This is a genomic window from Acidithiobacillus caldus ATCC 51756 (assembly GCF_000175575.2).
GTDB lineage: Bacteria > Pseudomonadota > Gammaproteobacteria > Acidithiobacillales > Acidithiobacillaceae > Acidithiobacillus_A > Acidithiobacillus_A caldus.
On sequence record NZ_CP005986.1, the window covers coordinates 1,424,641 to 1,447,895 of the forward strand.

General features: G+C 59.7%; 21 protein-coding genes. 13 read left to right on the forward strand and 8 right to left on the reverse strand.

Going from position 1 to position 23,255, the window contains the following annotated elements; all coding sequences use genetic code 11:
• The first annotated feature begins 38 nt into the window (after window positions 1–38).
• Window positions 39–914 carry a formate dehydrogenase accessory sulfurtransferase FdhD gene (gene fdhD, locus ACAty_RS06915; protein WP_004872212.1) on the forward strand — a complete coding sequence of 292 codons (876 nt, stop codon included), beginning with the start codon at window positions 39–41 and terminating at the stop codon, window positions 912–914.
• Between the two features lie 37 nt (window positions 915–951).
• Here fdhD and speA read toward each other — a convergent pair whose 3' ends face one another.
• The 3 genes from speA to ACAty_RS06930 form a co-directional block, all read right to left on the reverse strand.
• Window positions 952–2,841 carry a biosynthetic arginine decarboxylase gene (gene speA / locus ACAty_RS06920; RefSeq protein ID WP_004872214.1) on the reverse strand — a complete coding sequence of 630 codons (1,890 nt, stop codon included), beginning with the start codon at window positions 2,839–2,841 and terminating at the stop codon, window positions 952–954.
• A 120-nt stretch (window positions 2,842–2,961) separates the two neighbouring features.
• On the reverse strand, window positions 2,962–4,371 hold the full coding sequence (locus tag ACAty_RS06925; protein WP_038471826.1) for a PhoH family protein: 1,410 nt from the start codon (window positions 4,369–4,371) through the stop codon (window positions 2,962–2,964).
• Window positions 4,368–4,847: a peroxiredoxin gene (locus ACAty_RS06930; RefSeq protein WP_226047618.1), complete on the reverse strand. Its 480-nt coding sequence runs from the start codon at window positions 4,845–4,847 to the stop codon at window positions 4,368–4,370. The genes ACAty_RS06925 and ACAty_RS06930 overlap by 4 nt, the downstream gene beginning before the upstream one ends.
• A gap of 44 nt (window positions 4,848–4,891) precedes the next feature.
• Here ACAty_RS06930 and ACAty_RS15255 point away from each other — a divergent pair, with 44 nt between their 5' ends.
• The gene (locus tag ACAty_RS15255; RefSeq protein WP_226047619.1) at window positions 4,892–5,500 is read left to right on the forward strand and encodes a Fur family transcriptional regulator; all 609 of its coding nucleotides are present in this window, start codon (window positions 4,892–4,894) and stop codon (window positions 5,498–5,500) included.
• On the opposite strand, the gene ACAty_RS06940 is transcribed toward ACAty_RS15255, so the two are convergent.
• Together ACAty_RS06940 and ACAty_RS06945 are read right to left on the reverse strand one after the other, a co-directional pair.
• On the reverse strand, window positions 5,388–6,962 hold the full coding sequence (locus ACAty_RS06940; RefSeq protein WP_004872219.1) for an ArnT family glycosyltransferase: 1,575 nt from the start codon (window positions 6,960–6,962) through the stop codon (window positions 5,388–5,390). The genes ACAty_RS15255 and ACAty_RS06940 overlap by 113 nt on opposite strands.
• Window positions 6,963–7,039: 77 nt before the next feature.
• The gene (locus ACAty_RS06945; protein ID WP_004872221.1) at window positions 7,040–7,825 is read right to left on the reverse strand and encodes an HAD-IA family hydrolase; all 786 of its coding nucleotides are present in this window, start codon (window positions 7,823–7,825) and stop codon (window positions 7,040–7,042) included.
• A 169-nt stretch (window positions 7,826–7,994) separates the two neighbouring features.
• Here ACAty_RS06945 and dksA point away from each other — a divergent pair, with 169 nt between their 5' ends.
• Complete coding sequence (gene dksA, locus ACAty_RS06950; RefSeq protein WP_004872222.1) at window positions 7,995–8,456, forward strand: RNA polymerase-binding protein DksA; 462 nt, start codon at window positions 7,995–7,997, stop codon at window positions 8,454–8,456.
• Between the two features lie 203 nt (window positions 8,457–8,659).
• Here the strand turns inward: dksA and ACAty_RS06955 are convergent, their stop codons facing one another.
• Window positions 8,660–9,274, reverse strand: coding sequence for a DUF2202 domain-containing protein (locus tag ACAty_RS06955; protein ID WP_004872224.1), 615 nt, complete (start codon window positions 9,272–9,274; stop codon window positions 8,660–8,662).
• 166 nt (window positions 9,275–9,440) lie between these two features.
• Window positions 9,441–9,950, reverse strand: coding sequence for a PadR family transcriptional regulator (locus ACAty_RS06960; RefSeq protein WP_226047620.1), 510 nt, complete (start codon window positions 9,948–9,950; stop codon window positions 9,441–9,443).
• A 362-nt stretch (window positions 9,951–10,312) separates the two neighbouring features.
• On the opposite strand from ACAty_RS06960, the gene ACAty_RS06965 reads away from it, so the two are divergent.
• The 7 genes from ACAty_RS06965 (at window position 10,313) to ACAty_RS06995 (ending at window position 18,934) form a co-directional block, all read left to right on the forward strand.
• Window positions 10,313–11,692 carry a ribulose-bisphosphate carboxylase gene (locus ACAty_RS06965; RefSeq protein ID WP_004872227.1) on the forward strand — a complete coding sequence of 460 codons (1,380 nt, stop codon included), beginning with the start codon at window positions 10,313–10,315 and terminating at the stop codon, window positions 11,690–11,692.
• Between the two features lie 137 nt (window positions 11,693–11,829).
• Window positions 11,830–12,657, forward strand: a complete 828-nt coding sequence (locus ACAty_RS06970) for a CbbQ/NirQ/NorQ/GpvN family protein (RefSeq protein ID WP_038471830.1) — start codon at window positions 11,830–11,832, stop codon at window positions 12,655–12,657.
• Window positions 12,658–12,663: 6 nt separating this feature from the next.
• A complete protein-coding gene (locus tag ACAty_RS06975) occupies window positions 12,664–14,934 on the forward strand; it encodes a nitric oxide reductase activation protein NorD (protein ID WP_004872230.1) in 2,271 nt (756 codons plus the stop codon).
• 42 nt (window positions 14,935–14,976) lie between these two features.
• A complete protein-coding gene (locus ACAty_RS06980) occupies window positions 14,977–15,522 on the forward strand; it encodes a helix-turn-helix domain-containing protein (protein WP_004872232.1) in 546 nt (181 codons plus the stop codon).
• A complete protein-coding gene (locus tag ACAty_RS06985; protein WP_004872234.1) occupies window positions 15,519–17,525 on the forward strand; it encodes a proton-conducting transporter transmembrane domain-containing protein in 2,007 nt (668 codons plus the stop codon). Before ACAty_RS06980 ends, ACAty_RS06985 begins: the two co-directional genes overlap by 4 nt.
• Complete coding sequence (locus ACAty_RS06990; RefSeq protein ID WP_004872235.1) at window positions 17,522–18,469, forward strand: respiratory chain complex I subunit 1 family protein; 948 nt, start codon at window positions 17,522–17,524, stop codon at window positions 18,467–18,469. Before ACAty_RS06985 ends, ACAty_RS06990 begins: the two co-directional genes overlap by 4 nt.
• Window positions 18,470–18,481: 12 nt before the next feature.
• On the forward strand, window positions 18,482–18,934 hold the full coding sequence (locus ACAty_RS06995; protein ID WP_004872237.1) for a hypothetical protein: 453 nt from the start codon (window positions 18,482–18,484) through the stop codon (window positions 18,932–18,934).
• Here ACAty_RS06995 and ACAty_RS07000 read toward each other — a convergent pair.
• A complete protein-coding gene (locus tag ACAty_RS07000) occupies window positions 18,923–19,969 on the reverse strand; it encodes an IS630 family transposase (RefSeq protein WP_004872674.1) in 1,047 nt (348 codons plus the stop codon). The two genes, ACAty_RS06995 and ACAty_RS07000, sit on opposite strands and share 12 nt — an antisense overlap.
• A gap of 101 nt (window positions 19,970–20,070) precedes the next feature.
• Between ACAty_RS07000 and ACAty_RS07005 the strand changes: the two genes are divergently transcribed.
• From ACAty_RS07005 to ACAty_RS07015, 3 genes are read left to right on the forward strand one after another with little or no spacing between them, the layout of a single operon-like run.
• Window positions 20,071–20,256, forward strand: coding sequence for a hypothetical protein (locus ACAty_RS07005; protein ID WP_226824159.1), 186 nt, complete (start codon window positions 20,071–20,073; stop codon window positions 20,254–20,256).
• A complete protein-coding gene (locus ACAty_RS07010) occupies window positions 20,253–21,704 on the forward strand; it encodes a hydrogenase 4 subunit F (protein ID WP_004872250.1) in 1,452 nt (483 codons plus the stop codon). The genes ACAty_RS07005 and ACAty_RS07010 overlap by 4 nt, the downstream gene beginning before the upstream one ends.
• Window positions 21,701–23,254, forward strand: coding sequence for a hydrogenase large subunit (locus tag ACAty_RS07015; protein ID WP_226824162.1), 1,554 nt, complete (start codon window positions 21,701–21,703; stop codon window positions 23,252–23,254). The genes ACAty_RS07010 and ACAty_RS07015 overlap by 4 nt, the downstream gene beginning before the upstream one ends.
• Window position 23,255: the final 1 nt, after the last annotated feature.

A 23,255-nucleotide genomic window follows, 5' to 3' on the forward strand; every position in this document is an offset into this window, starting at 1 on the left:
CCCAGGGCGCCCATGTCCGCGCCCGGGGGAATGGACAGGTGAATCGCGATCCACACATCTCTGGCGTCTTGTGGTCGTCGGCCCACTGCCTGGACAACGACAAGGACCTTGGGATGCACGAGGAGGCTATCCTGGAAGAAGCCGCCGTCTCCATCGTCATCCACGGTGCCGTTTATGGGGTGATGATGCTCACCCCCCACGACCTGGAAGACTTCGTAACGGGATTTCTGTGGACCGAGGATGTGTTGCGCTCGCCCGCAGACATCCTCGCTTGTGAGCACGAGAGCAGCGCCGAGGGTGAGGCCCTTTACCTGCAGCTTCGTGCAGAGGCCGCCGAGCGAGCCGAGACCCGGCGCCGCTGCCTGCCCGGTGGCAGCGCCTGCGGCCTGTGCGGCGTGCCGGACTTTCACGGCTTGCAGCCCTTCCCGCCCATCCGCGACGGCCGGCGGATTTCCTGCACCGCCATCGCGCAGGCTCTGCAGCACCTCTGTGCCGAACAAGAGCTCAACCATCACACCGGAACCGCGCACGCCGCGTGTCTGTGCACGGAAGACGCTGTCATCGTGCGCGAGGATATTGGCCGGCATAACGCCGTCGACAAGGCCATAGGTGCAGCACTGCGGCAGGGCTGGCGAAGCGGCCAGGCGCGCCTGCTGGCGGTCTCCTCCCGCCTCAGTTTTGAAATCGCTCAGAAGGCCTTGAGCTTTGGTATCCCGACCGTGGTAGCCGTGTCCGGCGTCAGCAGCCTCGCCATCCAGCTTGCCCAGAATTGCGGCTTGACCGTCATCGGCTATGCCCGCAATGGGCGCCTGACCGTCTACGCCAATGCCTGGCGTCTTGCCCGATCGAGCAGCCGCCCGGAAGATACGGGTGCGCCCAGCGTACTGGAGATGCCGCGCTGCGCTCGCGGTTGAGGTGCCGCGGCACGCCCTTTACACCGTGTCGTGGATCCTACTCGAGGTAGGTGTAGCCCTTCAGTCCCTCCGCATAGTGGCGAAGAAAGTCTCGGGCCTCATCGGCACTGAGGTTGGTGCTCGCTGCTATCTGCCGGCCAAACCCTTGGGACAGGGATTCTGCGGAAAACTGCACGTAGGCCAGAACCTCCTCGACGGTGTCGCCAGGCACGGGTTCCTGCAGCTGAAAGCCGCCGTCGTCGGTGCAGAGGACATTCACGGCATCGGTATCGCCGAAAAGATTGTGCATATCGCCAAGGATCTCCTGGTAGGCACCCACCAGGAAAAAGCCGATGTGGTACTCCTCACCGCGCGTCCAGGGATGCAGGGGTAACGTCGGCCCCACCCCATCCGCAAAGACGTAGCTGTCGATGCGTCCGTCCGAGTCGCAGGTGATATCCTCGAGTCGACCACGGCGGTTGGGCTCCTTATCCAGGCGGTGAATGGGGAGAATGGGAAAGACCTGGTCGATGGCCCAGACGTCGGGCAGAGACTGAAAGAGAGAAAAGTTGACAAAATATTTATCTACGAGCTTTTCTTCCAGTTCGTCCAGAATCTCACGATGGGCGCGTTTGGCGGGATCCAGCAGCGCCCGCACGCGCCACATCAGATGCGCGTAGCTGTTTTCGGCAAGGGCGCGCTCGGGCAGGCGCAAGAGCCCGAGCCGAAAGGCCTCCTGATTCTCGGCCAGGAGGAACACCGCTTCCTGGTAGATCTCCATGGCTTCGGTGGCACTCGCCCCCGGGAGTCGATCCAAAAGCCGCTGCCATGCGCCCAGGGCCGGACTGCTGCCTTCAAGCACCGGCCGTTGTTCGCCCGGCGCGCGCTCCACATCGATGATGTTGCTGATGAGGACTGCGTGGTGCGCCGTCAGGGCACGACCGGACTCGGACACGATCTCCGGATACGGCAGATGCTCACGCTGGCAGAGCTCGGCGAGTATCCCCACCACGCTCTGCGCGTAATCGCTGACGCGATAGTTCACGGAACAATAGGCGCGGGAGTGGGTGCCTTCGTAATCGACGCCAAGGCCACCACCCACATCCACCACGCGAATGTCGGCGCCCTGGTGGCGCAGCTCTTGATAAAGTCGTGCACATTCGCGCATACCGCCCTGAATATGCTGTATATTCGGGATCTGTGAACCCAGATGAAAATGGAGCAGTTGCAGATTCTGCAAGGCATCTGCTGCACGCAGGTCCTCTAGAAGCTGGAGGATCTCGTGGGAAGACAGGCCAAACTTGGATTTTTCGCCCCCGGTATTCTGCCATTTGCCGGCACCCGCCGAGGCGAGCCGAGCGCGGACGCCGATGCGGGGCTGTACCTGGAGTTCACGGGCAATCCCCAGGATCAATGGCAGCTCCGAGCTTTTTTCCACCACCAGAAAGACCCGTCGACCCAGGCGCTCGCCCATGAGCGCCAGACGGATGTACTCCGCATCCTTATAACCGTTGCAGACGATGGTGGCTTTTTCGGGCGAAAGGGCCAGTACCGTCAGCAATTCCGGCTTACTGCCCGCCTCCAGACCGACGCCGCCGTCGCCCGCCTGCAGGATACTCTCCACCACGCGACGGTGCTGGTTGACCTTGATGGGATAGACAGCGGTGTACGGCGCTGGATAGTTCCAGGCAGCCATGGCCGCGGCAAAGGCCGACTGCAGGCTCTGGACGCGCTGGGCAAGGATCTGCGGGAATCGCAGCAGACAGGGGAGCGCAAGACCTTGCTCACCCAGAGCCGCCACGACATCGCTGAGGCGCACCCCCCGAGCACCCGGCGAACCCTCGGGAAGTACCCGCAGAAATCCAGCCTCGTCGATATCGAAGAACCCTGCGCTCCAGTGGGCGAGATTGTAGAGCTTACGACTATCGGCAACGGTCCAGGCTGGCATGGTGGTGGCTTCCGGAGGTGGCGCGGGATGGGAGCCCACAAGATACCGGACTGGCGCGGAGAATCAAGAAATAGCCGTAAAGTTACGGGTGCCCGGCTTCAGCGATGCTGGGGCGATGCCTTACAGGGCCTCGTTGGCAAAATCCGCCAGACGCGAGCGCTCGCCACGGCGCAGCGTAACGTGCCCGCTGTGCTCCCACGACTTGAAACGGTCCACCACATAAGTCAGACCCGAGGTGGTTTCCGACAGGTAGGGTGTGTCGATCTGGGCAATATTGCCCAGACACACGACCTTGGTGCCGGGCCCGGCCCGGGTGATCAGGGTTTTCATTTCCTTGGGAGTGAGATTCTGCGCTTCATCGATGATAACGAACTTCTCCAGAAAGGTACGTCCGCGCATGAAGCTCATGGACTTGATGCGAATGCGCTTACTCACCAGATCCTGGGTGGCGCTGCGTCCCCAGCTGCCTCCCTCATCGCCACCCCGGGCGAGGATTTCGAGGTTATCCTCGAGCGCTCCCATCCAGGGCTGCATCTTTTCTTCTTCCGTGCCCGGCAAAAAACCGATTTCATCGCCGACGGGTACCGTCGCACGGGTGATGATGACCTCGGAATACTGCTTGTTCTCGAAGATCTGATGCAGAGCCGCCGCCAGGGTCAGCAAGGTCTTACCCGTCCCGGCCGAGCCGATGATGCTGACGAAATCGATGTGCGGATCCATGAGCAGATTGAGGGCGAAGTTCTGCTCCGGGTTGCGCGCGCGAATACCCCAGACGGAATGCCGTTCGCTGCGAAAATCGCTGACCCGCTCGATCACCGCCTGCTGCCCCTCGATACGCCGAACGATGGCGGCAAAGCCCTCCTGGGCATCATCGCTCTGGGGCAAAAACAGAAACTGATTGGGATACCAGTGCTGCGCCGATGGACCCGTGATCCGGTAGAAGCTGCGCCCGGTCTCCTGCCAGGCATCCAGATCGCGGCTGTGGACCTCCCAGAAATCGGGACTGAGTATCTCTACGCCGGTATAGAGGAGGTCGACGTCTTCCAGGGTCTGATCGTTGCGGTAATCCTCGACGCGGATCGCCAGCGTGCGCCCCTTGATGCGCAGATTGATGTCCTTGCTGACCAGCACCACATCCTTCTCGGGGTGACGGTTCTGCAGGGCGAGGGTCACCGCCAGGATCTCGTGATCCGCCTTGCCTCCGGCAAGATCCGCCGGTAGAGCCTGCTCGTAGGCGGCGGTCTGGAAAAAGAGCCGACCCTGGGCGTGCGGCAGGGGCAGGCCTACTTCGAGATCCTCGTGGCCCACCAGGAGATCGTCCAGGGTACGACTGACCTGTCGGACATTGCGCGCCTGTTCGCTGAGCCCCTTCTTGTGCTGATCCAACTCTTCCAGCACCACCATGGGGAGAAAGATGTCGTGCTCCTGAAAGCGGAACAGCGCCGATGGATCGTGCATGAGCACGTTGGTGTCGAGCACGTACAGCCGGGATTTCGGTGCTGCCGTCAGCGAGCTGACCACAGCGGTCATGGCAGGGACTTGACGATATCGAGAATGTGGGCGGCGTGCCCGGCGACCTTTACCTTGCGCTCCATATGGGCAAGGCGTCCAGTACGGTCCACAACAAAGGTGCTGCGCTCGATGCCCAGGTAGGTCTTGCCGTAGTTTTTCTTCTCCTGGATGACGTCGTAGGCCCGACAGACCGCCTCGTCGGCGTCGGTGATCAGCGGAAAAGGCAGCGAGAACTTATCAATGAAACGCTGGTGACTGGCCAGCGAATCGCGTGACACACCGATGACCTCGGCTTCCGCCGCCTGAAACTCGGGATACAGGGCAGCAAAATCTTGGGCCTCGACACTGCAGCCTGGGGTATTGTCCTTGGGATAAAAATAGAGGACCACCTTGCGACCCTGAAGGCTCTTGAGACAGAGCTCGCCTCCACTGGAAACGGGTGCACAGAATTCCGGAGCCGGTTCGCCGACGGTTAGGGATTTTACGGTAGTCATGGTCACTCCCACAGAATCTCTCCTGCAATCTAGCGCGCGCCGCCGTGCCTTGTCCAGCCGCCTGGAAGGATGTCGTCGTCTGCATCTTGGCCCTTGCCCCCACGGTGTTGGCGCGCCTACACTGGGCCATGGCAGACGGTCGGCATGGACAAGGTCCAAAACTCTCGGCAGCGGTCAGGATTCGGGCTTCGGGGAGCCGGGCGACCCGCTGGCGCATCCGCATCCTGCAGGCGCTTCTGGATGCTGGCAAGCCCGTTAGCCATCAGGAGTTGCAGGAAAGTCTTCGCCGGGACACTGGGGAGGTCGTCGACCGGGTGACCCTCTATCGCAATCTCGACTGGTTACTGCAGAAGGGTCTCGCCCATCGCATCACCACCGACGATCGGGTCTGGCGTTTTGGCGTTGCCGACGACGCGGCCCACCCCCCACACCCCCACTTCCGCTGTCTGCGCTGTGGCGAGCTGCTCTGTCTCGCTGATACGCAGTTGCCGCGACCCGAGCTTCCCCAAGGCTATGCCCTGCGCGATGTCGACATGGTCGTCAACGGTATCTGCCCACACTGTCAGGTTCAGGCGACCGTTGGGGACCACGATAGTCGCGACACAACAGCATCGTCACCCGATGCCAAGTCACCTCGGCAGAGGCAGCGTTGACGTTCTCCGGCGTGCCGCAGCTCCGGAACTGCCGTATCCACGACTTGGGAATGGGCGCATCTTCGCCGTCCAGTACGAGCAAGGCATTCTGTCCAATCCGATGCTCGTAACCTGGCCACAGGAGATACTGGTTGCCGTGAATACTGCACTTGCTCGGCTCGCCGGAAAAATCGTGGTAGTACACGAAGGGATGCGTAGGCAGGTAAAAGGATAGCGTAGCACTGTACTGATAGAAGTTGGTCACCACAAAAGCCGGTTGGGCGCGCTCGAGTCGGTCCTGTGCTGCTGCGGCGAGTTCACGCCAAACGCGGGTCTGCTTGAAGGGAACATACCATTTACTGGGCAAGGGTATCCCGAGCCCGTGCAGTTGCGGGAGTGACAGGACCGTGCCGATGAGCACGGCGCAGACCGCGATGGATGCCAGAGCCAGTCGCCGCCAAGGCGCTCGACTCAGGGGACCAGCCGCCCAGATCACCAGGCCAAGGTACGCGGCTATGGGCCAGTTGGCATCCACCTGACCCGAAAAGCTCTTTTGCGCGTAAAAAACCCAGGTGATCAGACTGGTCCACACCAAGATAGCGCCGCGCCCCGTCGGCCAGGAACGCCGCTCTTGCCAAAGCGCCACCACAAACAAGAGAAACGGGAATACACCGAGGATACCCAGTTGTCCGCCAAGAAAGCTCCACCAGGACGACCAGCCGCCCTCTCCGCCAGTAACATTACCCCAGGTGGCGCGCACGGTCGCCCAATGGTGCTGCGCGTTCCACCAGAGATTAGGCGCCAGGATCAAAAGCGCCACGGCCACACCGAGCCAGGGCCAGACGGTTTGCAGATGGCGGCGTCCGGCGCCGTGGCTCAGCAGGTAAAGCAAAACAGCCGCCGGTAGTACGCCCATGTTGTATTTGGCCAGCAGCCCCAACCCCACTATCGCGCCAGCCAGCAACCAAGCCTGCCGCTGCCGGCACACCGAGGCACGCCAGAAAGCCCACAGCGCCAGAAGCCAGAGCAACAGCATGGGCACGTCTGTGGTCATGACCAGCCCACCCAGGAAATAGACAGGAATGCCGGCCATGAACAACGCCGCAAGGCGTGCCGAGTGCAGATCGCCGTGTACTTCTCGGGCAAAGCCGTAGGCCACACCGGCCAAGGCCAGAGCAAACCACGGGGCCAACAGGCGCACGGCCAAAAGACTGTTGCCGGCTACCCAGGTGCTGAAAGCCAAGATACCGGCGATGAGCGGAGATTTGGTGTAGTAGCCCCAGGCGAGATGGCGCGCCCACAACCAGTACTGCGCTTCGTCGCCGGAGATGCCAAAAGGCCCCCAGAGAATGAGTGCGTAGTGCACGATAACGAGCAGGCCGAGAGCCGCCCACAAGAGCGGCGATTCTGCCAGGATGGTCCATGACAAGGCAGCCCGAGGCTGCCGGGCGTTGATGTCGACGCCCTCGTTTATCGTCTGCATGTCGTGTGTTCGTCCACGTATCCCGGGGAGTGGCTACTGAAGGGAGCAAGTCCCAGAATGCATGGGGAGCAAACGCATTACCCGTTGCGGAGCGTTCCCTTGCCCTTGTGCGCCTCTTCCCACCAGGCCTGAAGTTCCTGGAGTCCAACGCAGACCGAAGTATCGCGCTGCATACCTTCGATAATACGGGCCGGCGCATCCGGCTCCCCGAGGCAGTCCAGAACCCGCACCGCACCGGTAAAATCCTGGCCCCGGGTATAGTCCGTCTGCGTTACGACCGTAGTGAGCCCCGCCGCCAAGGCAGAACGCAGGCCATTTTCAGAATCCTCCAAAGCCAGGCAATCCTCGGGATTCGCCCCAAGGGCGTCGAGCACATGCTCGTAGATATCGGGCGCCGGTTTTTTCTGGGGGACGATATCGCCGGCACCGATGTAGTGGAAAAAACTTTCGCCCATTTCCCCCAGGGTGCTCGCCAGAAGCGCCTGGACGTTGTCCGGGGTCGTCGTGGTGGCAATGCCAAGGCGCCAGCCCGCCGCCCGCGCCGCCCGCAACAAGCGCGCCACGCCGGGGCGCAGGGCCACCGCTCCGCTCTGGACGATCTCGACGTACAGAGCGGTCTTGCGGCGATGGATTCGCGCAATATCGGCATCGCTCAACTGCGGGTATTGGGGATGGTCGTCGAGGAAACGACCCAGACGTTCCTTGCCTCCAGTAACCTTGAGGTATCGACCATAGGTTTCCACATCCCACGCAAAGTCGAGGCTCATTTCCGCGAAGGCGCGGTTGAAGGCCACGCGATGGGCGTCCCTCTCCGTGTCGGCCAAGGTACCGTCCACATCAAAGATCAAGGTATTCAGGGGCATATTCTGGCGCCACTCCATTTCTGAGCTCGATTACATTCTGCACACGCCCAGGGCGGTTACCTTCCGTCCGGTCGGTCGAGACGCAGTATAACGGCCATCGCCGGAATTGCCAAAGCCCTAGTTCTCTGTTAAACGTAGCGCCATTTACCGAGAGGACAGGAACCTTTCCATGACCGACCAACGCTCTACTCCCGTCGCATCTCCCTCCAGCAGCCAGCAATTCACTGCCTTCAATCCCTACCAGCCGGCTCCGAATGAGCCCTACATGAGCCCGGCGCAACTGGCCCATTTTCGGAAGATTCTGGAAGACTGGCGTGACGAACTGATGACGGAGGTCGAGCGTACGGTCCAGAACATGCAGGTGGAAAACGTCAACTATTCTGACCCCAACGACCGGGCCAGCCTGGAGACCGACATGGGTTTGGAGCTGCGGGCGCGCGACCGCGAACGCAAACTGATCCGTAAGATCAATCAGGCTCTGGCGCGGATCGATGCGGGCGAATACGGATATTGCGAAAGTTGTGGTGTAGAAATCGGCTTGCGCCGACTGGAGGCGCGCCCAACGGCTACCCTGTGCATCGACTGCAAGACGCTGGAAGAAAAGCGCGAAAAACAGATGGCACAGGACTGATCCTGCCGACCACTGCCACAGGTACCCTCCAGTGGTCCCTGAACGGTGTTGGTAAAGCGTGATCCCGCGCCAGTGAAGCAGAGTACCCGGCGCAGAGCCGGGCTCTTTGCCACTTCCCTACCACGCCAGGCTGCTTCCAACCTTGGTTATGCGAGGCCGAATCGGCATCGCATGTCGCAGCACGGGATCCTTTCGGGACGATATCAATAGGCCGGCAAACTACACCGTTCCGCCGCCGACAAGGCCGTTGCCATGAACACCTCCGGACTGAGATGCTCGGGATGGTATGTCACGCCGAGTTGGGTTTTCCAGCGGTAGAAGGCCCGCAAGTGATTCCGAGAGCCGCGTTCCAACTCGTCGTACACGGCGCGAATGGCCTGCTGGTGGGTGCGTCGCGCCGCTTTCTGCAGATCATCGATGTCCAATTCTTCAATGAGCAGGCCGACTCGGATAGCCTCCTCCGGACTACGTTCGCCTTGTGCTATCAGGGTATCGTACAGGTGCTGCAGCTTCGAATTGTGGAACTGCCCCACCGCCAATCCGGCAGCGGGATCGGGCAGACCGAAATGCTCCAGTAGGGCCAGTATCGCATCCATATGTGCCTGCTCTGAGCCGCTGATATTGGCAAAGGGTTGGATATTCCAACGATCGTAGAGCCGAAGATAGACATCTCGGGCAATTTTCTCCTCTTCCCGCATATGCAGCAGATCCTCCTGCTCTGCCAGGCTTAGCGGCAGGCGGGGACTTGCAGCGATCCGAGCGCGCATGGCGGCCACGTGTTGTTGGCGCTCGGCGTCGCGTTCGGGTGTCTCATCCAAGCCAGTTTCCTGCCTTCTCCCCAATCCTTGACCCTGGGCCATCTCGGGCATGCCTCGCTGTATGCTACTGCGTCTACGTCCTCTTCCCATACCCCGTCCTTGCCGGGAGGTACCACAACATGGCGTATTCATAACTACTCTCCTTTTCCGTTCAATATGTTACAGATCACAGATTGCGAACCTGTTTCAGGGCGTTTTCAAGAATTTCTTCAAGCCGTGCCACCACTTGACGCTGCCCATGGGCCACAGCGACACGTTCGTGGACTGCATCCCGCAGTCCTTGCAGGTGACGACGCATATTTTCCCAATCGTCCTTCGCCAATGCTTCCAGGCGCTCTGCAACGGCCTGCGTAAGCGCTCGATTCTCATCCAGAAAATCTTTGCCACGGTCCGTTAGACTATAGCGCCGCTTGTTGCCCGATTCCGTCACGAGCACGAGTCCCAATTCCTCCAACATCGTGAGCATGGGATAAATCATCCCGGGACTTGGGCTGTATATCCCTCCGGACCGCTCCGTCAGGCGCTTGATGAGTTCGTAGCCATGGCAGGGCTCTCGATCGAGCTCCTGCAAGACCACGAAGCGCAGCATTCCCTGATCCAGGAGCCGACGCCTTCTCCCGCCGCGCCCTTGGCGGCAGCCCTTGCCGGAACACTCACTCCATGGGTCGCTATCCACACCACCTCCAAGCATTAGCCATCCTTAGATACATCTAAGTTCGATATATCGTATAAACTTTCCGCTCCATGTCAAGGGCTGGCCGGCGTCGTCGCAAGGGCGCAAGCTCCCGAACCGACGATGGGCTTCGTCTACTGCCGAGCAATCGGCGCCCATTGCCCTGACTGCCCGTTAGGGTAGAGGTATCGGAGGCAGCGTATAAACCCGGGAGCGACTTTAGGGCCATCGAGATGCTTCTGAAACCGGGATGAATGGCAGAACATATTCTGTTCTGCAAATTATATATATATAAAATAATCGTTTTTACAAATAGATCGGTCGGGTTAGTCTACGGCGGTTTTCGATGCCACCTGGAGTTCCGCATGGACCAATCCTCTCGCTATGCCGATCTTTCACTGAAAGAGGAAGATCTGATCAAGGAAGGCAACCACATTCTGGTCGCTTATAAAATGCAACCCAAGGCAGGCCACGGTTATCTGGAAGCCGCGGCGCATTTTGCCGCCGAATCGTCTACCGGCACCAACGTGGAGGTCTCCACAACTGACGATTTCACTAAAGGTGTCGACGCCCTCGTCTACTTCATCGACGAAGCACGGGAAGACATGCGGATTGCGTATCCGCTGGAGCTTTTCGATCGCAATGTCACGGACGGGCGAATGATGATCGTTTCCTTCCTGACCCTAGCCATTGGTAATAACCAGGGAATGGGGGATATCGCCCATGCCAAGATGATCGACTTCTGGCTGCCGCCGCGAGCCATCCAGCTCTTCGATGGTCCCGCCAAAGATATTTCCGATTTATGGCGTATTCTCGGTCGGCCCATCCAGGATGGCGGCTACATTGCCGGGACGATCATCAAGCCCAAGCTTGGTCTACGCCCTGAACCCTTTGCCGAGGCTGCGTACCAGTTCTGGCTCGGCGGCGATTTCATCAAGAACGATGAGCCCCAGGGTAACCAGGTTTTTGCGCCGTTGAAAAAGACGATACCGCTGGTGGCCGACGCAATGAAACGGGCGATGGACGAAACCGGTCAGGCCAAGTTATTCTCGGCCAACATCACCGCCGATGATCACTACGAAATGTGTGCCCGAGCCGATTTCATCCTCGAAACCTTCGGTCCGGACGCCGACAAGGTGGCCTTTCTGGTGGATGGCTTCGTGGGCGGCCCCGGTATGATCACTACGGCCCGCCGTCAATATCCCGCCCAGTATCTGCATTACCATCGCGCTGGTCATGGCATGATCACCTCCCCGAGCGCCAAGCGTGGTTACACGGCCTTCGTGCTCGCCAAGATCGCCCGTCTCCAGGGTGCATCGGGTATTCACGTGGGCACCATGGGTTATGGCAAGATGGAAGGAGAAAACGACGACCGCATCATCGCCTACATGATTGAGCGCGATGAGTGCCAGGGCCCGGTGTACTATCAGAAGTGGTATGGTATGAAGCCCACCACGCCCATCATCTCCGGCGGTATGAATGCGCTGCGTCTGCCGGGCTTTTTCGAAAATCTGGGCCACGGCAACGTCATCAACACCGCAGGTGGCGGCTCTTACGGCCACATCGACAGCCCCGCTGCCGGTGCCATCTCCCTGCGACAGGCCTACGAGTGCTGGAAGGCCAAGGCCGATCCCATTGAATGGGCCAAGGAGCACAAGGAATTCGCCCGTGCCTTCGCCTCGTTTCCACACGATGCCGACAAACTCTACCCAGGCTGGCGGGAAAAGCTGCAGATACACCAGTAAGGCTACGGGCTATCACCAACCCCTGCCCGATTCGCTGAGCCTCTGCTCGGGACGGGCATGGACCCCGAGGCGGGGCGTAGCTTGCCGCGCTTCTCCTTTTGTCGACGCCATCGCCCCAGCCCTTGGGACGATACTCCATGCGGAGATTCTCAGGAGCCAACGTGACCGATCTATCCGAATATCGCGTCCGCAAGGAACCTTTCTATCAGCCACAGGGTCATGAGGTTTCTCTCTTCGCCGCAGCCTACCGCCGGCGCCTACCGGTCATGGTGAAGGGCCCGACGGGCTGCGGCAAATCACGCTTCATCGAGTATATGGCGTGGCAGCTCGATAGGCCGCTCATTACCGTTGCCTGTAATGAGGATATGAGCGCCAGCGATCTGGTAGGCCGCTACCTGCTCGATGCCGGCGGTACCCGCTGGATCGATGGTCCCTTGACCGTGGCCGCGCGTCTGGGCGCCATCTGCTATCTGGACGAAGTGGTGGAGGCACGGCAGGATACCACCGTGGTCATCCATTCCCTCACGGACCATCGGCGGGCACTCCCCCTGGACAAGAAGGGGGAACTGGTACGCGCACATCCGGACTTCCAATTGGTGATTTCCTACAATCCGGGTTACCAGAGCCTGATGAAGGATCTCAAATCCTCCACCAAGCAACGTTTTGCCGCGTTCGACTTCGCTTATCCCCCGCCGGAACTGGAAACCGAGATCCTGGTTCGGGAAGCCGGAGTGCCGGCCCATGTCGCCGCGCAGCTGGTGTGTATTGGTGGCGTGGCACGGAAGCTCAAGGGGCATGGCCTGGATGAGGGTATCTCGACGCGGCTTCTGGTATACGCCGGCGTGCTGATCCAGGATGGGGTGACGCCGCAGGATGCCTGTCGCATGGCCTTGGTAACTCCCATAACCGATGACGCCGACATCCGTGCCACCCTCGAGCACGCCATCCGCGCCACCTTTGTCTGAAGAATCATGAACAATGGGTTCTCCGAGGCGGCGCAAGAGGTCGTGCGTGCTCAGGCGTGGGAACGCCTGGATACGAGCTTTGCCGAGGTCCGTGCGGTATTTGACGATCTATTCAACGCGGCTCTGAGGATACTCAGCCCAGCGGACATCGATGCCTATATCGAGGCAGCCCGACAGATCGCCAAGTTAGGTCGCGGCTCCGAACCGCTGCTGCTGTTCCTCGAGGCCTGGCCAGAGCTGGCCGGTCTGCTGGGTGGGCACGCTTTGGCGCCGGTGCTGGAGACTATCCAGCGCATGCAAAAGTCACCCAACGGCCGCGCCATCGCTCCCTTCTTGCAAAGTCTGATCCCCGTGGCACGCCGCTTGGAATCCACCGAGCTGGTGCGCGACTACCTGGAGGTCGTCCTCGACCTTATGGTGCAAACCTCGGGGACCATCCACGGCCGGCAGGCCACGATTCCCAGTCCCGTCATGGCCGAGTTCTTCGTCCAGGCCCCGTTGTTGTTGGATCAGGTCTCGCTGACCGGACTTGCTAGATGGGTAGATCACGGAATACGCCACTACGCCAACAATCCAGATCGGCAGAAGGACTATTTCGGCCTGCACTCTGCCGACAGTCATGCCGTGCTTCGACGCGAACGCCACGGCACCTTGCTGGCGGACGTGGAACGGCAGCTTGGTCTGTATTTGCTCGGGCTCTGGGAGGATGTCGCGCCCCTCGTACCCTATTCCAGCGGTTTTCACCAGTTACGCCAGCCCATCCCCTATTACGATAGCCAGGGCTTTCATCTGCCCGATGCCTATGACGACGCTCGTGGGGTGGCGGCGATCGACCGCTATCGCCTGGCCTTGGCACACATGGCCGGTCATCGACGCTGGAGCCAACCCTCCATCGCCGACAATTGGAGTCCGTTTCAACGGCTCACGGTGGAGTGTTTCGAGGATTGCCGCATTGATACCCTGCTGTTGCGCCGGTATCCCGGCCTACGACCAATCCTGCTCGCACTGCATCCCCAACCCGATGAGGACGATTGCAACGATGCCACCACCTCATGCCTGCGCCACCGCTTGGTCATGCTGTCCCGTGCCCTGCTCGATCCCGCGTGCTCCTACCGCCATCCCGTCATTCGGGAGTTCACGGTACGGTTTCAGGCGCTGCTGCGGACTGGTCCCAGCAATAGCAGCGAGATTGCCGCCCTGGCACTGGACTTCGTGACCCGCACACGCTTGCCCAGTGACCAGTTTGCACGCGTGCATTTTGCCGACACCATAGTGGATTATCGGGACGACAACCGCCATTTTTGGCGCTTCATCGAGCCGGAGGGTGGAGAAACATCCACCAGCGATACGTTCAGACCCAGCTCCAGCCCAGGGGAGCAGAGGCTGCCTCCGCGTCACTATCCCGAGTGGGATGAGCACAGCCGTAGCTACCGTCCCGACTGGGTCAGCGTTTACGACTACCTCCATCCCACTGGCGATGCCGCCCTGATCGATGGTCTGCTCCAAAAGCATCGCGTATTGTCCAATCGGCTCAGAAGACTTTTCGATCTTCTGAAACCTCAGGAGAGGGAACGCATCCGCCGCCAGGAGGACGGCAGCGAGCTTGATCTAGATATGGCACTGCGTGCCCTCATCGATTACCAAATGGGGATGGTCCCGGACCCACGCATCAGCCTGAGCCATCACAGCAACGGACGCGATCTAGCGGTGCTCCTGCTGCTGGACCTGTCGCAGTCCCTCAACGAAACCGTTGCCGGCACCGGTCAGACCGTGCTTCAGCTCAGTCAGGAGGCGGTATCGATGCTGGCCTGGGCTGTTGACGGACTGGGCGATCCCTTTGCCATCGCCGGCTTCCACTCCAATACCCGCCATGACCTGCGTTTTCTCCACATCAAAGGCTTCAGCGAGGCCTGGGACGATACCGTCAAGGCACGACTGGCCGGGATGCAGGCGCGTTGGTCCACACGCATGGGGGCGGCGCTGCGCCATGCCACGCACTTCCTCGAAGCACGCAAGACGAGCAAGAAGCTCTTGCTCATTCTCACCGACGGCATGCCTTCGGATGTAGACGTGGCGGATCCACAGCATCTCATTGCCGACGCTCGGCAAGCGGTGCGCGAGCTGGAGCAGGAGGGTATCTACCCCTACTGCATCAGCCTCGATCCCCAGGCCGATAGCTATGTGGCGCAGATTTTCGGAAGGCGGTTTTCTGTTGTCGACCGAATCGAACACCTGCCGGAAAAACTCTCTGAAATCTTCATTGGGCTGACGCGATAAACAATATTGCACAGGATGTGCAGTATTCTATACAATTGGCCCATGGAACAATTGGGACGACAACTGCAGAAACTCCGGGAGGAGCGCCAGCTCTCCCTGCGCTCGCTGGGTGAACTGGCGGGGGTATCGGCCAGCGCCATTTCGCAGATGGAGGCGGGCAAGGTGTCCCCATCCATCGCTACCCTGGAAAAGATCTGCAACGCCTTGGGAGTCCACATCGCGAGTCTTTTCGATGAACCACAAGGCGATCAGGGACCAATCCTGTTGCGTACAAACGAACGGCGACGCGTTTACAGCGCTGACTCCCACGCCAGCATTGAACCCTTGGCTCGGAATTTTGCGGGCAAGAAGATGCAGCCGATCCTCATCAGCCTGGAGCCCGGAGGGGTCTGCGGGGAGCATCCCTACACGAGCGCCGAAGGTGAGGAATTCGCGATGCTCATTGCGGGAACGGCCGAGTTCGAACAGCAAGACAAGCGCTACCAGTTGAGCCAGGGCGATGCCGTCTACTACGACCCACGCCAACTGCACAATTGGCGAAATCTCGGCCAGGATATGGCAGTGCTCCTCATCGTCGTCGCCCAATGACGCTGCCATCTGCTTTGGCCTGGGGCCTGATTGCCGCCGCTCTGGGCCCTGTGGTAACGATCCTCGCGTTTGTACCGGCGTTGGACGCGAAGGCACTGCGACTTGGGGGTTTCCTCACCAGCACGATCATGGCCGTCATCAGCCTCGGCGCGGGGCTCTACGCTTTGTTGCAGCCCGGATCAATCCCTGCCACGACTTTCGGCACCCATATTCCCTGGCAATTCCACCTGGATCCCCTCTCGGGCTTTTTCCTGCTCCTGTTGGGTGTGGTTGGCAGCACCGCATCCCTGCACGCCATCGGTTATTTTCGCGCCACCCAGAGCGGGGAGTTGCGAAGGGTCCTCATCCCCTACCCCATCTTTTTTTCCGCCATGATCCTCGTCGTCCTGGCGGCGGGCGTGTACACATTCATGGTGGCCTGGGAACTGATGGCCTTGAGTTCCACCTTCCTCATCCTCAGCGCGTCCCGGGCAATGGCGGCGCGTCGGGCGGCATATCTCTATCTCCTCATAGCCCATTTGGGCGCACTCTGCCTGTTGGGGGCCTTTATCCTCCTCGCCCGGGGTAATCCCCTGAGCGGCGGGAGCTTTGCGGTTATGGCCGCAGCTCAGCAATCTTTGTCCCCATGGGCGACTCAGGCAATCCTGGGCCTCAGCCTGCTGGGCTTTGGGGCCAAGCTCGGGATGGTGCCTCTGCACATCTGGCTGCCGGAGGCCCATCCCGCCGCACCCTCACCCGTTTCTGCCTTGATGAGCGCTGCCATGCTCCCCATGGCTATCTACGGTCTGTTGCGGCTGGACTGGCAGATTCTGTCGGCCCCGGGCATCGGCTGGGGAGTGATCTGGTTGGCTTTTGGTCTGCTAACGGCTGGTTTTGGGGTACTTTTTTCCACCCTGCAGAGTGATCTGAAACGGCTCTTGGCCTATTCCTCCATGGAGAACATGGGCCTGGTTCTCGTAGCCCTCGGGCTGGGACGGATTTTCGTGGCGGAGGGTTGGTTGAGTCTGGCCGGCCTTGCGCTTTGTGCGGGTCTCTTCCAACTGCTGAACCATGCGCTTTTCAAGAGTCTGCTTTTCCTCGGTAGCGGCAGTGTCCTGCACAGCACAGGCAGTGTGGACATGAATCGCCTGGGGGGGCTGATTCGCTCCATGCCCCAGACCACCCTACTCATGCTTATCGCTACCCTGGCCATTGCCGGTCTGCCTCCGCTCAATGGCTTCGCCTCAGAATGGCTGTTACTGCAGGCCTTTCTTCTCGCTCCTCAGGCTGCCTCGGGGAGCTTGCAGATCGTCTTGCCGCTGGCAGCGGCTGGAGTGGTGTTCGTCTTGGCTCTATCGAGCTTTGCCATGGTCAAGGGCTTCGGTCTGAGTTTTCTGGGACGGCCGCGCTCCAATTTCCATGCCCATGAGGCCAGCCTTTGGGAACGTACAGCAATGGGGTGCCTAGCCCTGGGATGCGTCGTGCTGGGCATACTGCCGGGGATGGTGACCAATGGCCTCATGGCCGTCGGGCGCCTGCTATTACGAAGCGATGCACTCACGCTGCAAAGTCCCTGGGCCCTGACTCCCATATCCGCCCAGCGCGCCAGCTATTTGCCCGGCACCTTTCTGGTGGGCATAACTCTGGCCGTAATCCTGACCTTTTTGCTGGTCTGGTGGCGCTTTGGCCGGCCGCTACGGCGGGTACCCGCCTGGGCTTGTGGGTTTGCCGGCAGTGCAACCTCACGGATGCAGGATAGCCCTGCCGGTTTCAGTCAGCCCTGGCTGCGCATCTTTGCTCCTATCCACAGCGGTCGCCTGCAAACGCGGGAAATACCCGAAAAGCGTGCACCGGAGTGGTTCGTGCACTTCCAGGATCCTTTCTGGCATGGGCTTTATCTACCCATACAAAAAACGGCACTCTTGCTCTCCAAACAATCCTTACGTTTGCAACAAGGCAAAATCACCATTTATTTGCTCTATGCCTTTATTACCCTAATAGTGCTGCTGGCGGTGATCCAATGAACGCTGCCGATTTGACCGTACAGTGCCTGCAGGTATTGCTAGCGATGGCGGTGGCACCACTTTTTGCTGCCTGGCTGCAGATGCTCCGCGCCCTACTGCAAAACCGAAGGCCAGCCGGTCTCAGCCAGGCATATCGAGATCTCGCGCGACTTTTCCGCAAAGAGTCGCTGGTCCCGGAGGACAGTTCCTGGCTCTTTCGCTTCACTCCCTATGTGCTTTTTGGGACCAAAATCATGGCTACTGCCCTGGTACCCATTCTGGCCTTGGATCTGCCCTTGGCCCACGCTGCCGATGTCATTGCCTTGGTGGGTCTGCTGGCTGTTGCCCGGATTTTTCAGGTGCTGGCGGCTCTGGACAGTGGCACCGCGTTTGCCTACATGGGGGCGCGACGCGAGATGATGGTTTCGGCTCTGGCGGAACCGGCCCTGCTGACCACCTTTTTCATTGCCTCCCTGCTGGCCGGTTCTACCTCTCTGTCCGAGATCGCCCGCCATGCCCAATATGGGGCCCTCTCTCTGCATCCGAGCATGGTCTTCGGCGCGACCGCCTTCTTTCTGGTACTCCTCATCGAGAATGCGCGCATTCCCGTGGACAATCCCGCCACGCACCTGGAACTCACCATGATTCATGAGGCGATGCTCCTGGAATATTCAGGCCGCCATCTCGCCCTCCTGGAGTGGGGTGCACAGCTGAAGCTAGTGCTCTATATAAGCGTCGGCATCGCCGTGTTCTTTCCCTGGGGTATGGCCGACCGTCCCAGCCCTTTGGCGCTCGTTCTGGCGGTGGGGATCTTTGCCGCCAAGCTGCTTTTGGCTGCCCCCATCCTGGCACTGGTGGAAACCCTTTTGGCGAAGAAGCGGCTGTTCCGGGTACCGGAGTTTGCGGCCAGCGCTTTTCTCTTTGGCGTAATTGGATTGCTCACCCATTTCATTTTGGGCGCCTGACAGGGGGGTGAGATGACCATCGCGGTGCTCGTTCCTATTCTGAAGTTTCTGGCGGCCTGGATACTCCTCCTGAGTTTCGCCCTACTTGCGCAAAGACGACTTCTGAGTCTTACCCATCTGTTGGCCTGGCAGGGTGGGACGCTCGCCTTGAGCACAGCGCTGGTTGCCGTGCTCACGGGCGATGGGCTGCTTTGGGTCTCAGCAGGTCTAACCTTGCTTCTCAAAGCCCTGCTCATTCCCGCCATCCTTCATCGACTGCTGCGCCGACTGCAAGTTCGGGGGGATGTCGAAATGACTCTCAATGCCACCAGCACCCAATTGCTGGGAATTGTTGTCGTGGTCTTTGCCTTCGCGCTTGCCTCACCCTTGGCCGGCAGCCTGCCGGTGGCCACCCACGGTATGCTGGGAATCGCCTTGGCCAGTTTTCTCATCGCCTTTTTATTAACCAGGCCCCTAAATATCTAACATCGCGTAGCGTGCTGCGGGATGGTGGAAATAGCGCGCGACTTTCTCGGGCAGTTGGCGTAGCCCGTTCATGAAAGTGGTTGCCTTCTCCAGCAAGCTTTGGGTATCTGTGCTCATGGGGCCCGTACGCAGAGCGGTTTTGAAATCGCGATTGAGATACTCGTCGGGGTTGGACTCTGGCGCATAGGGCGGCAGAAATACGAGCTCAATGCGGTCCTGTTTGTCGGCCAGCCACGCGCTTACCACCTTGGCGTGATGTACCCGCAGGTTGTCCACTACCAGGAAGACCTTCTGCGGCGCGCCGGTGATCAGCTTTTCCAGAAAGGCGATAAAACGCTCCGCATGGATGCTGCCCTCCACGATCTCGAAGGCGATCTCTCCGCGCGGGGAAATTGCCGAAATCATCGACAGGGTGGTCCAGCGTGCCGGATGCTCGAGGATGGGGGTCTGCCCCTTGGGGGCATATCCCCGGACCCAGTGGGCATCCTCTTTGACGGCGGTTTCGTCGCCCCAGTAAATGACCGCACCTTCCTGCAGGGCACGCGCCCGAAGCCTGGGGTACTCCACCTCCAGCCACTGCCGTACAGCTTCCGGGTTCTGTTCCAGCGCCCGTTTGACCGGACGTTGGGGAGTAAACCCCCAGCGCTTGAGATATTTGCCCACCAATCGCACCTGCAAATCGATCCCGAAACGCTCCCGAATCAGTTGCCGGATGGCAGGCCGCGTCCAGAGCGCAAAAGGCATCTGCAACTGCCGTGGATCCTTTTGCACGATCTGGTCCCGAATCCAAGCCTCTGCCGCCAGAGTCAATTTACGGCAAGCCCCAACCGGCCGCCCCCGCGGGCGTTCCTCAAGGCTCTCGGTTCCTTCTCGTTTGGCTCGCGCCAACCAACCGCGAATCGTCGAGGGATGGGCACCAGACACCTTGGCCAAGTCCTCTACTCGCATGCCCGACTGTTGGCGCAACCGCACCACCATCTGCCGCAGTATGTTGCGCCCATCCACCGTCAATTTACGCACATCTACCCGCTTCATGACCCTCAGCATAGCAAACTACTATCGGATATTTAAGGGCCTGGTTAATAATGATGATTACGCGGCGCAAGGCGGTCTCCCAGGTTGTAGGTTTTCTTGCCATGGATAACGCCGTCTTTTTTGCCGCTACCAGTGCGACCTTGGGGATGCCGCTCATCGTCGAGCTGGGGGTCGCCCTGGATGCACTCATCGGTCTCGTCATCTTTGGTGTTTTTTTCTTTCACATTCGGGAAAATTTCGAAAGCCTGGATCTGCACTGGCTCGAGCGCCTGCGGGAGGACCAATGATTCTGGTAGGACTCTTGGCTTGGGTGGTGCTGGGTATTCCAGTATTGGCGCTTTGGGGTGATGGAAAGCGCGGCAGAAGGCTGTTCATTCTCATTCAGGTAGGCGTCTTTCTTCTGGCTGTGGCACTGGCCGAGCGCTATCTCGACCTCGGTACACTGACGGCATTTGGCGCGGAACTGCGCGTAGACGTGCTTTCCCTGATTCTGATCCTCCTGAATAGCGTGGTAGGCCTGATGACGGCATGGTTTTCTGCTTCCTACTGGCATACGGAAGTACAACGTCATGACTTTGGCGTTGCCCGCCAACGGCTCTACCACGCCATGTTCCAGAGTTTTTTGGCGACCATGCTCTTGGCTTTGCTAAGCAATAATCTGGGTATTCTCTGGGTAGCCCTGGAAGGTGCTACCCTATCTACGGTGCTTTTGGTAAGTCTCCAGCGCAGCGGCGAGAGTCTGGAAGCGGCGTGGAAATACTTCATCCTCTGCGGCGTTGGCTTGGCCATGGCGCTTTTCGGCACAGTGCTCCTCTATTTCGCTGCTCAACCAGTACTGGGAAGCGGCGCCCAGGCACTGCTCTGGTCCAGCCTACATCAGCAGGCCTGGAGACTGAATGGCACGGCAATGGCCATCGCCTTCGTCTTCATTCTTGTGGGTTACGGGACCAAGATGGGACTTGCTCCCCTCAACAATTGGCTGCCTGACGCCCATGCCGCCGGTCCCAGCACCGTCTCAGCTGCCCTCTCTGGTCTACTCCTCAATGTTGCTCTCTATGCCGTCCTGCGTTTCAAAAGTCTCGCGGATGCAGCCCTGGGAGGCGATTTTGCGGCCCATCTTCTCATGGGCTTCGGGCTTCTTTCGCTCCTTCTGGCGAGTTTGTCCATGCTTCGCCAACACGATGTCAAAAGGCTTTTTGCCTATTCCTCCGCAGAACACATGGGGCTGACGACCTTTGCCTTCGGTCTTGGTGGACCCGTGGCCACTTTTGCTGGAATACTTCACCTAGTAGGTCACAGTCTGGCCAAGTCCTCGGTATTCTTCTCTGTGGGGCGAGCGACGCAGGAGGCACGGTCCCGTGAGTTGGCGGATTTGCGGGGATTTCTAAACAGGCGACCGGTACTCGGCTGGTCCATCCTGCTGTCGGTCCTGGCCATTTTAGGAATGCCCCCAGGGTCTCTATTCTTGAGTGAATTTTTGATTCTGACGGTCAGTCTGGAAAAGGCCTGGATAACCACTCCATTGCTGTTGCTCGGGCTCGGAATGGCATTTGCCGCCATCTTTCGTGCCCTGCTTCCTCTACTCTACGGCGAGGGTGGAGGCCCCTGTAGTGCACTTCCCCTGCGTGGACTGACTCCAGTATTTCTCCAACTGTCCCTGGTGCTGCTCATGGGCATCGCGATTCCCTATCCCCTGGATCCATGGATGCAGGCCGTGGCTGGGGTCCTATCATGATCAAGCCCTCCTGGTTTTCGGAAACCATGGGTTCTTTTTGCCTCATACTGGCTCAGCCCCCCATCTGGCGAGGCCGCCTGGCTGCTGATTATTGGCAGCAACTTGGGCAACGCATTCGACAGCAGGGAGGACGCTTGCTCGGTATCTGGGGCGAGCACCAAGATACTGCTGGGGCAAACATCCATGCCTTTTTCTTAACGGAGTCTGGTTATTTGTGGTGCACATTGCCCTTACCGGCAAACCTGCGCGAATTCCCAAGCTTGAGTTCGGTGTTTCCCACGGCCTGCCGCCAGGAGCGTGCCATCCGTGATCTTCTGGGACTGGAGCCGTTGGGCAATCCCGATATGCGTCCCTGGTTACGCCATGCCGCTTGGCCTGCCAATATACATCCTTTGGCCATGAGCGATATTCCGGAAGATATCCTTAGTTGCGCCGGCGAAATCGATTATTCCTACCGCGCTCCAGCAGGTCAGGATCTTCACGAAATTCCAGTGGGCCCGGTTCATGCCGGGACCATTGAGCCGGGGCATTTTCGCTTTACGTGTCTTGGTGAGCAGATTGTCCAACTCGAAGAGCGGCTGGGTTACTGCCATAAGGGTATAGAACGTCTTTTCGTCGGGCAGCCACCCGATGCCGCGCTCCGTCTGGCGGGACGTGTCAGCGGTGACAGCAGCGTCGCTTACGCTTGGTCCTATGCCATGGCCGTGGAGAGCGTCGCTGAAATTGAGCTTTCGCAGCGAGCCCTAGCTCTTCGTGGGCTGTGTTTGGAGCGCGAGCGGCTGGCTAATCACCTAGGCGATTTGGGCGCCCTTGGTAACGATGCCGGACTGGCGTTTGCACTCACCCAATTACTGGCCATCAAGGAAGAACTACTGCGTGAGAACGCCGAGATTTTTGGGCACCGTTATCTGATGGATGTCGTCCAACTCGGTGGAGTGGCCGTGGACCTCGACGGCAGAGCATTGCAGCATATCGAGCAAAGCAGCAAGGCGTGGCGCCGACGCCTGGAAACGCTGGATTTGCTGCTCCAGGAACATGCTGGTCTGCGGGACCGTCTAGTCGCTACCGGCCCCATCACGGCGGAACGTGCCGCGTACTGGGGCATGGCAGGTCTTAGCGGTCGCGCCAGCGGCCAAGCCTGGGATTTACGGACGCATTTTGCGCCGCCGCCATACGATCGCTATCCCATGGAAATCTCCCTCGCGCGCCGCGGTGATGTGGCGGCCCGTTGGGCTGTACGTTTCGCCGAAGTCTTCCGCTGCCTGCGGTGGCAGGAGAACGTCGTGGCGAATCTACCGGGCGGCAGCCCACGGGTCGCTCTGAAGGCTTTTCCTAAAGATGGTGAAGGTCTGGGAATCTGTGAGGGCTGGCGGGGGGAGGTTTTTGTAGCCTTACGTCTGGAAGATGGACACATTGCCCGCTGTCATCCTCACGATCCCTCCTGGTCTTTGTGGCCGGTCCTGGAGGAAGCGGTTTGTCAGGATATCGTCGCCGACTTCCCCCTCATCAACAAATCCTTCAACCTAAGCTATAGCGGACAGGATCTGTGAA

Bases quoted from the DNA above. Each gene is read 5' to 3' on its own strand.
- speA (WP_004872214.1), bottom strand. From the start codon at position 2,841: ATGCCAGCCTGGACCGTTGCCGATAGTCGTAAGCTCTACAATCTCGCC.
- ACAty_RS06925 (WP_038471826.1), bottom strand. From the start codon at position 4,371: ATGACCGCTGTGGTCAGCTCGCTGACGGCAGCACCGAAATCCCGGCTG.
- ACAty_RS06930 (WP_226047618.1), bottom strand. From the start codon at position 4,847: ATGACTACCGTAAAATCCCTAACCGTCGGCGAACCGGCTCCGGAATTC.
- ACAty_RS06940 (WP_004872219.1), bottom strand. From the start codon at position 6,962: ATGCAGACGATAAACGAGGGCGTCGACATCAACGCCCGGCAGCCTCGG.
- ACAty_RS06945 (WP_004872221.1), bottom strand. From the start codon at position 7,825: ATGCCCCTGAATACCTTGATCTTTGATGTGGACGGTACCTTGGCCGAC.
- dksA (WP_004872222.1), top strand. From the start codon at position 7,995: ATGACCGACCAACGCTCTACTCCCGTCGCATCTCCCTCCAGCAGCCAG.
- ACAty_RS06965 (WP_004872227.1), top strand. From the start codon at position 10,313: ATGGACCAATCCTCTCGCTATGCCGATCTTTCACTGAAAGAGGAAGAT.
- ACAty_RS06970 (WP_038471830.1), top strand. From the start codon at position 11,830: ATGCGGAGATTCTCAGGAGCCAACGTGACCGATCTATCCGAATATCGC.
- ACAty_RS06975 (WP_004872230.1), top strand. From the start codon at position 12,664: ATGAACAATGGGTTCTCCGAGGCGGCGCAAGAGGTCGTGCGTGCTCAG.
- ACAty_RS06980 (WP_004872232.1), top strand. From the start codon at position 14,977: ATGGAACAATTGGGACGACAACTGCAGAAACTCCGGGAGGAGCGCCAG.
- ACAty_RS06985 (WP_004872234.1), top strand. From the start codon at position 15,519: ATGACGCTGCCATCTGCTTTGGCCTGGGGCCTGATTGCCGCCGCTCTG.
- ACAty_RS06990 (WP_004872235.1), top strand. From the start codon at position 17,522: ATGAACGCTGCCGATTTGACCGTACAGTGCCTGCAGGTATTGCTAGCG.
- ACAty_RS06995 (WP_004872237.1), top strand. From the start codon at position 18,482: ATGACCATCGCGGTGCTCGTTCCTATTCTGAAGTTTCTGGCGGCCTGG.
- ACAty_RS07000 (WP_004872674.1), bottom strand. From the start codon at position 19,969: ATGAAGCGGGTAGATGTGCGTAAATTGACGGTGGATGGGCGCAACATA.
- ACAty_RS07005 (WP_226824159.1), top strand. From the start codon at position 20,071: ATGGATAACGCCGTCTTTTTTGCCGCTACCAGTGCGACCTTGGGGATG.
- ACAty_RS07010 (WP_004872250.1), top strand. From the start codon at position 20,253: ATGATTCTGGTAGGACTCTTGGCTTGGGTGGTGCTGGGTATTCCAGTA.
- ACAty_RS07015 (WP_226824162.1), top strand. From the start codon at position 21,701: ATGATCAAGCCCTCCTGGTTTTCGGAAACCATGGGTTCTTTTTGCCTC.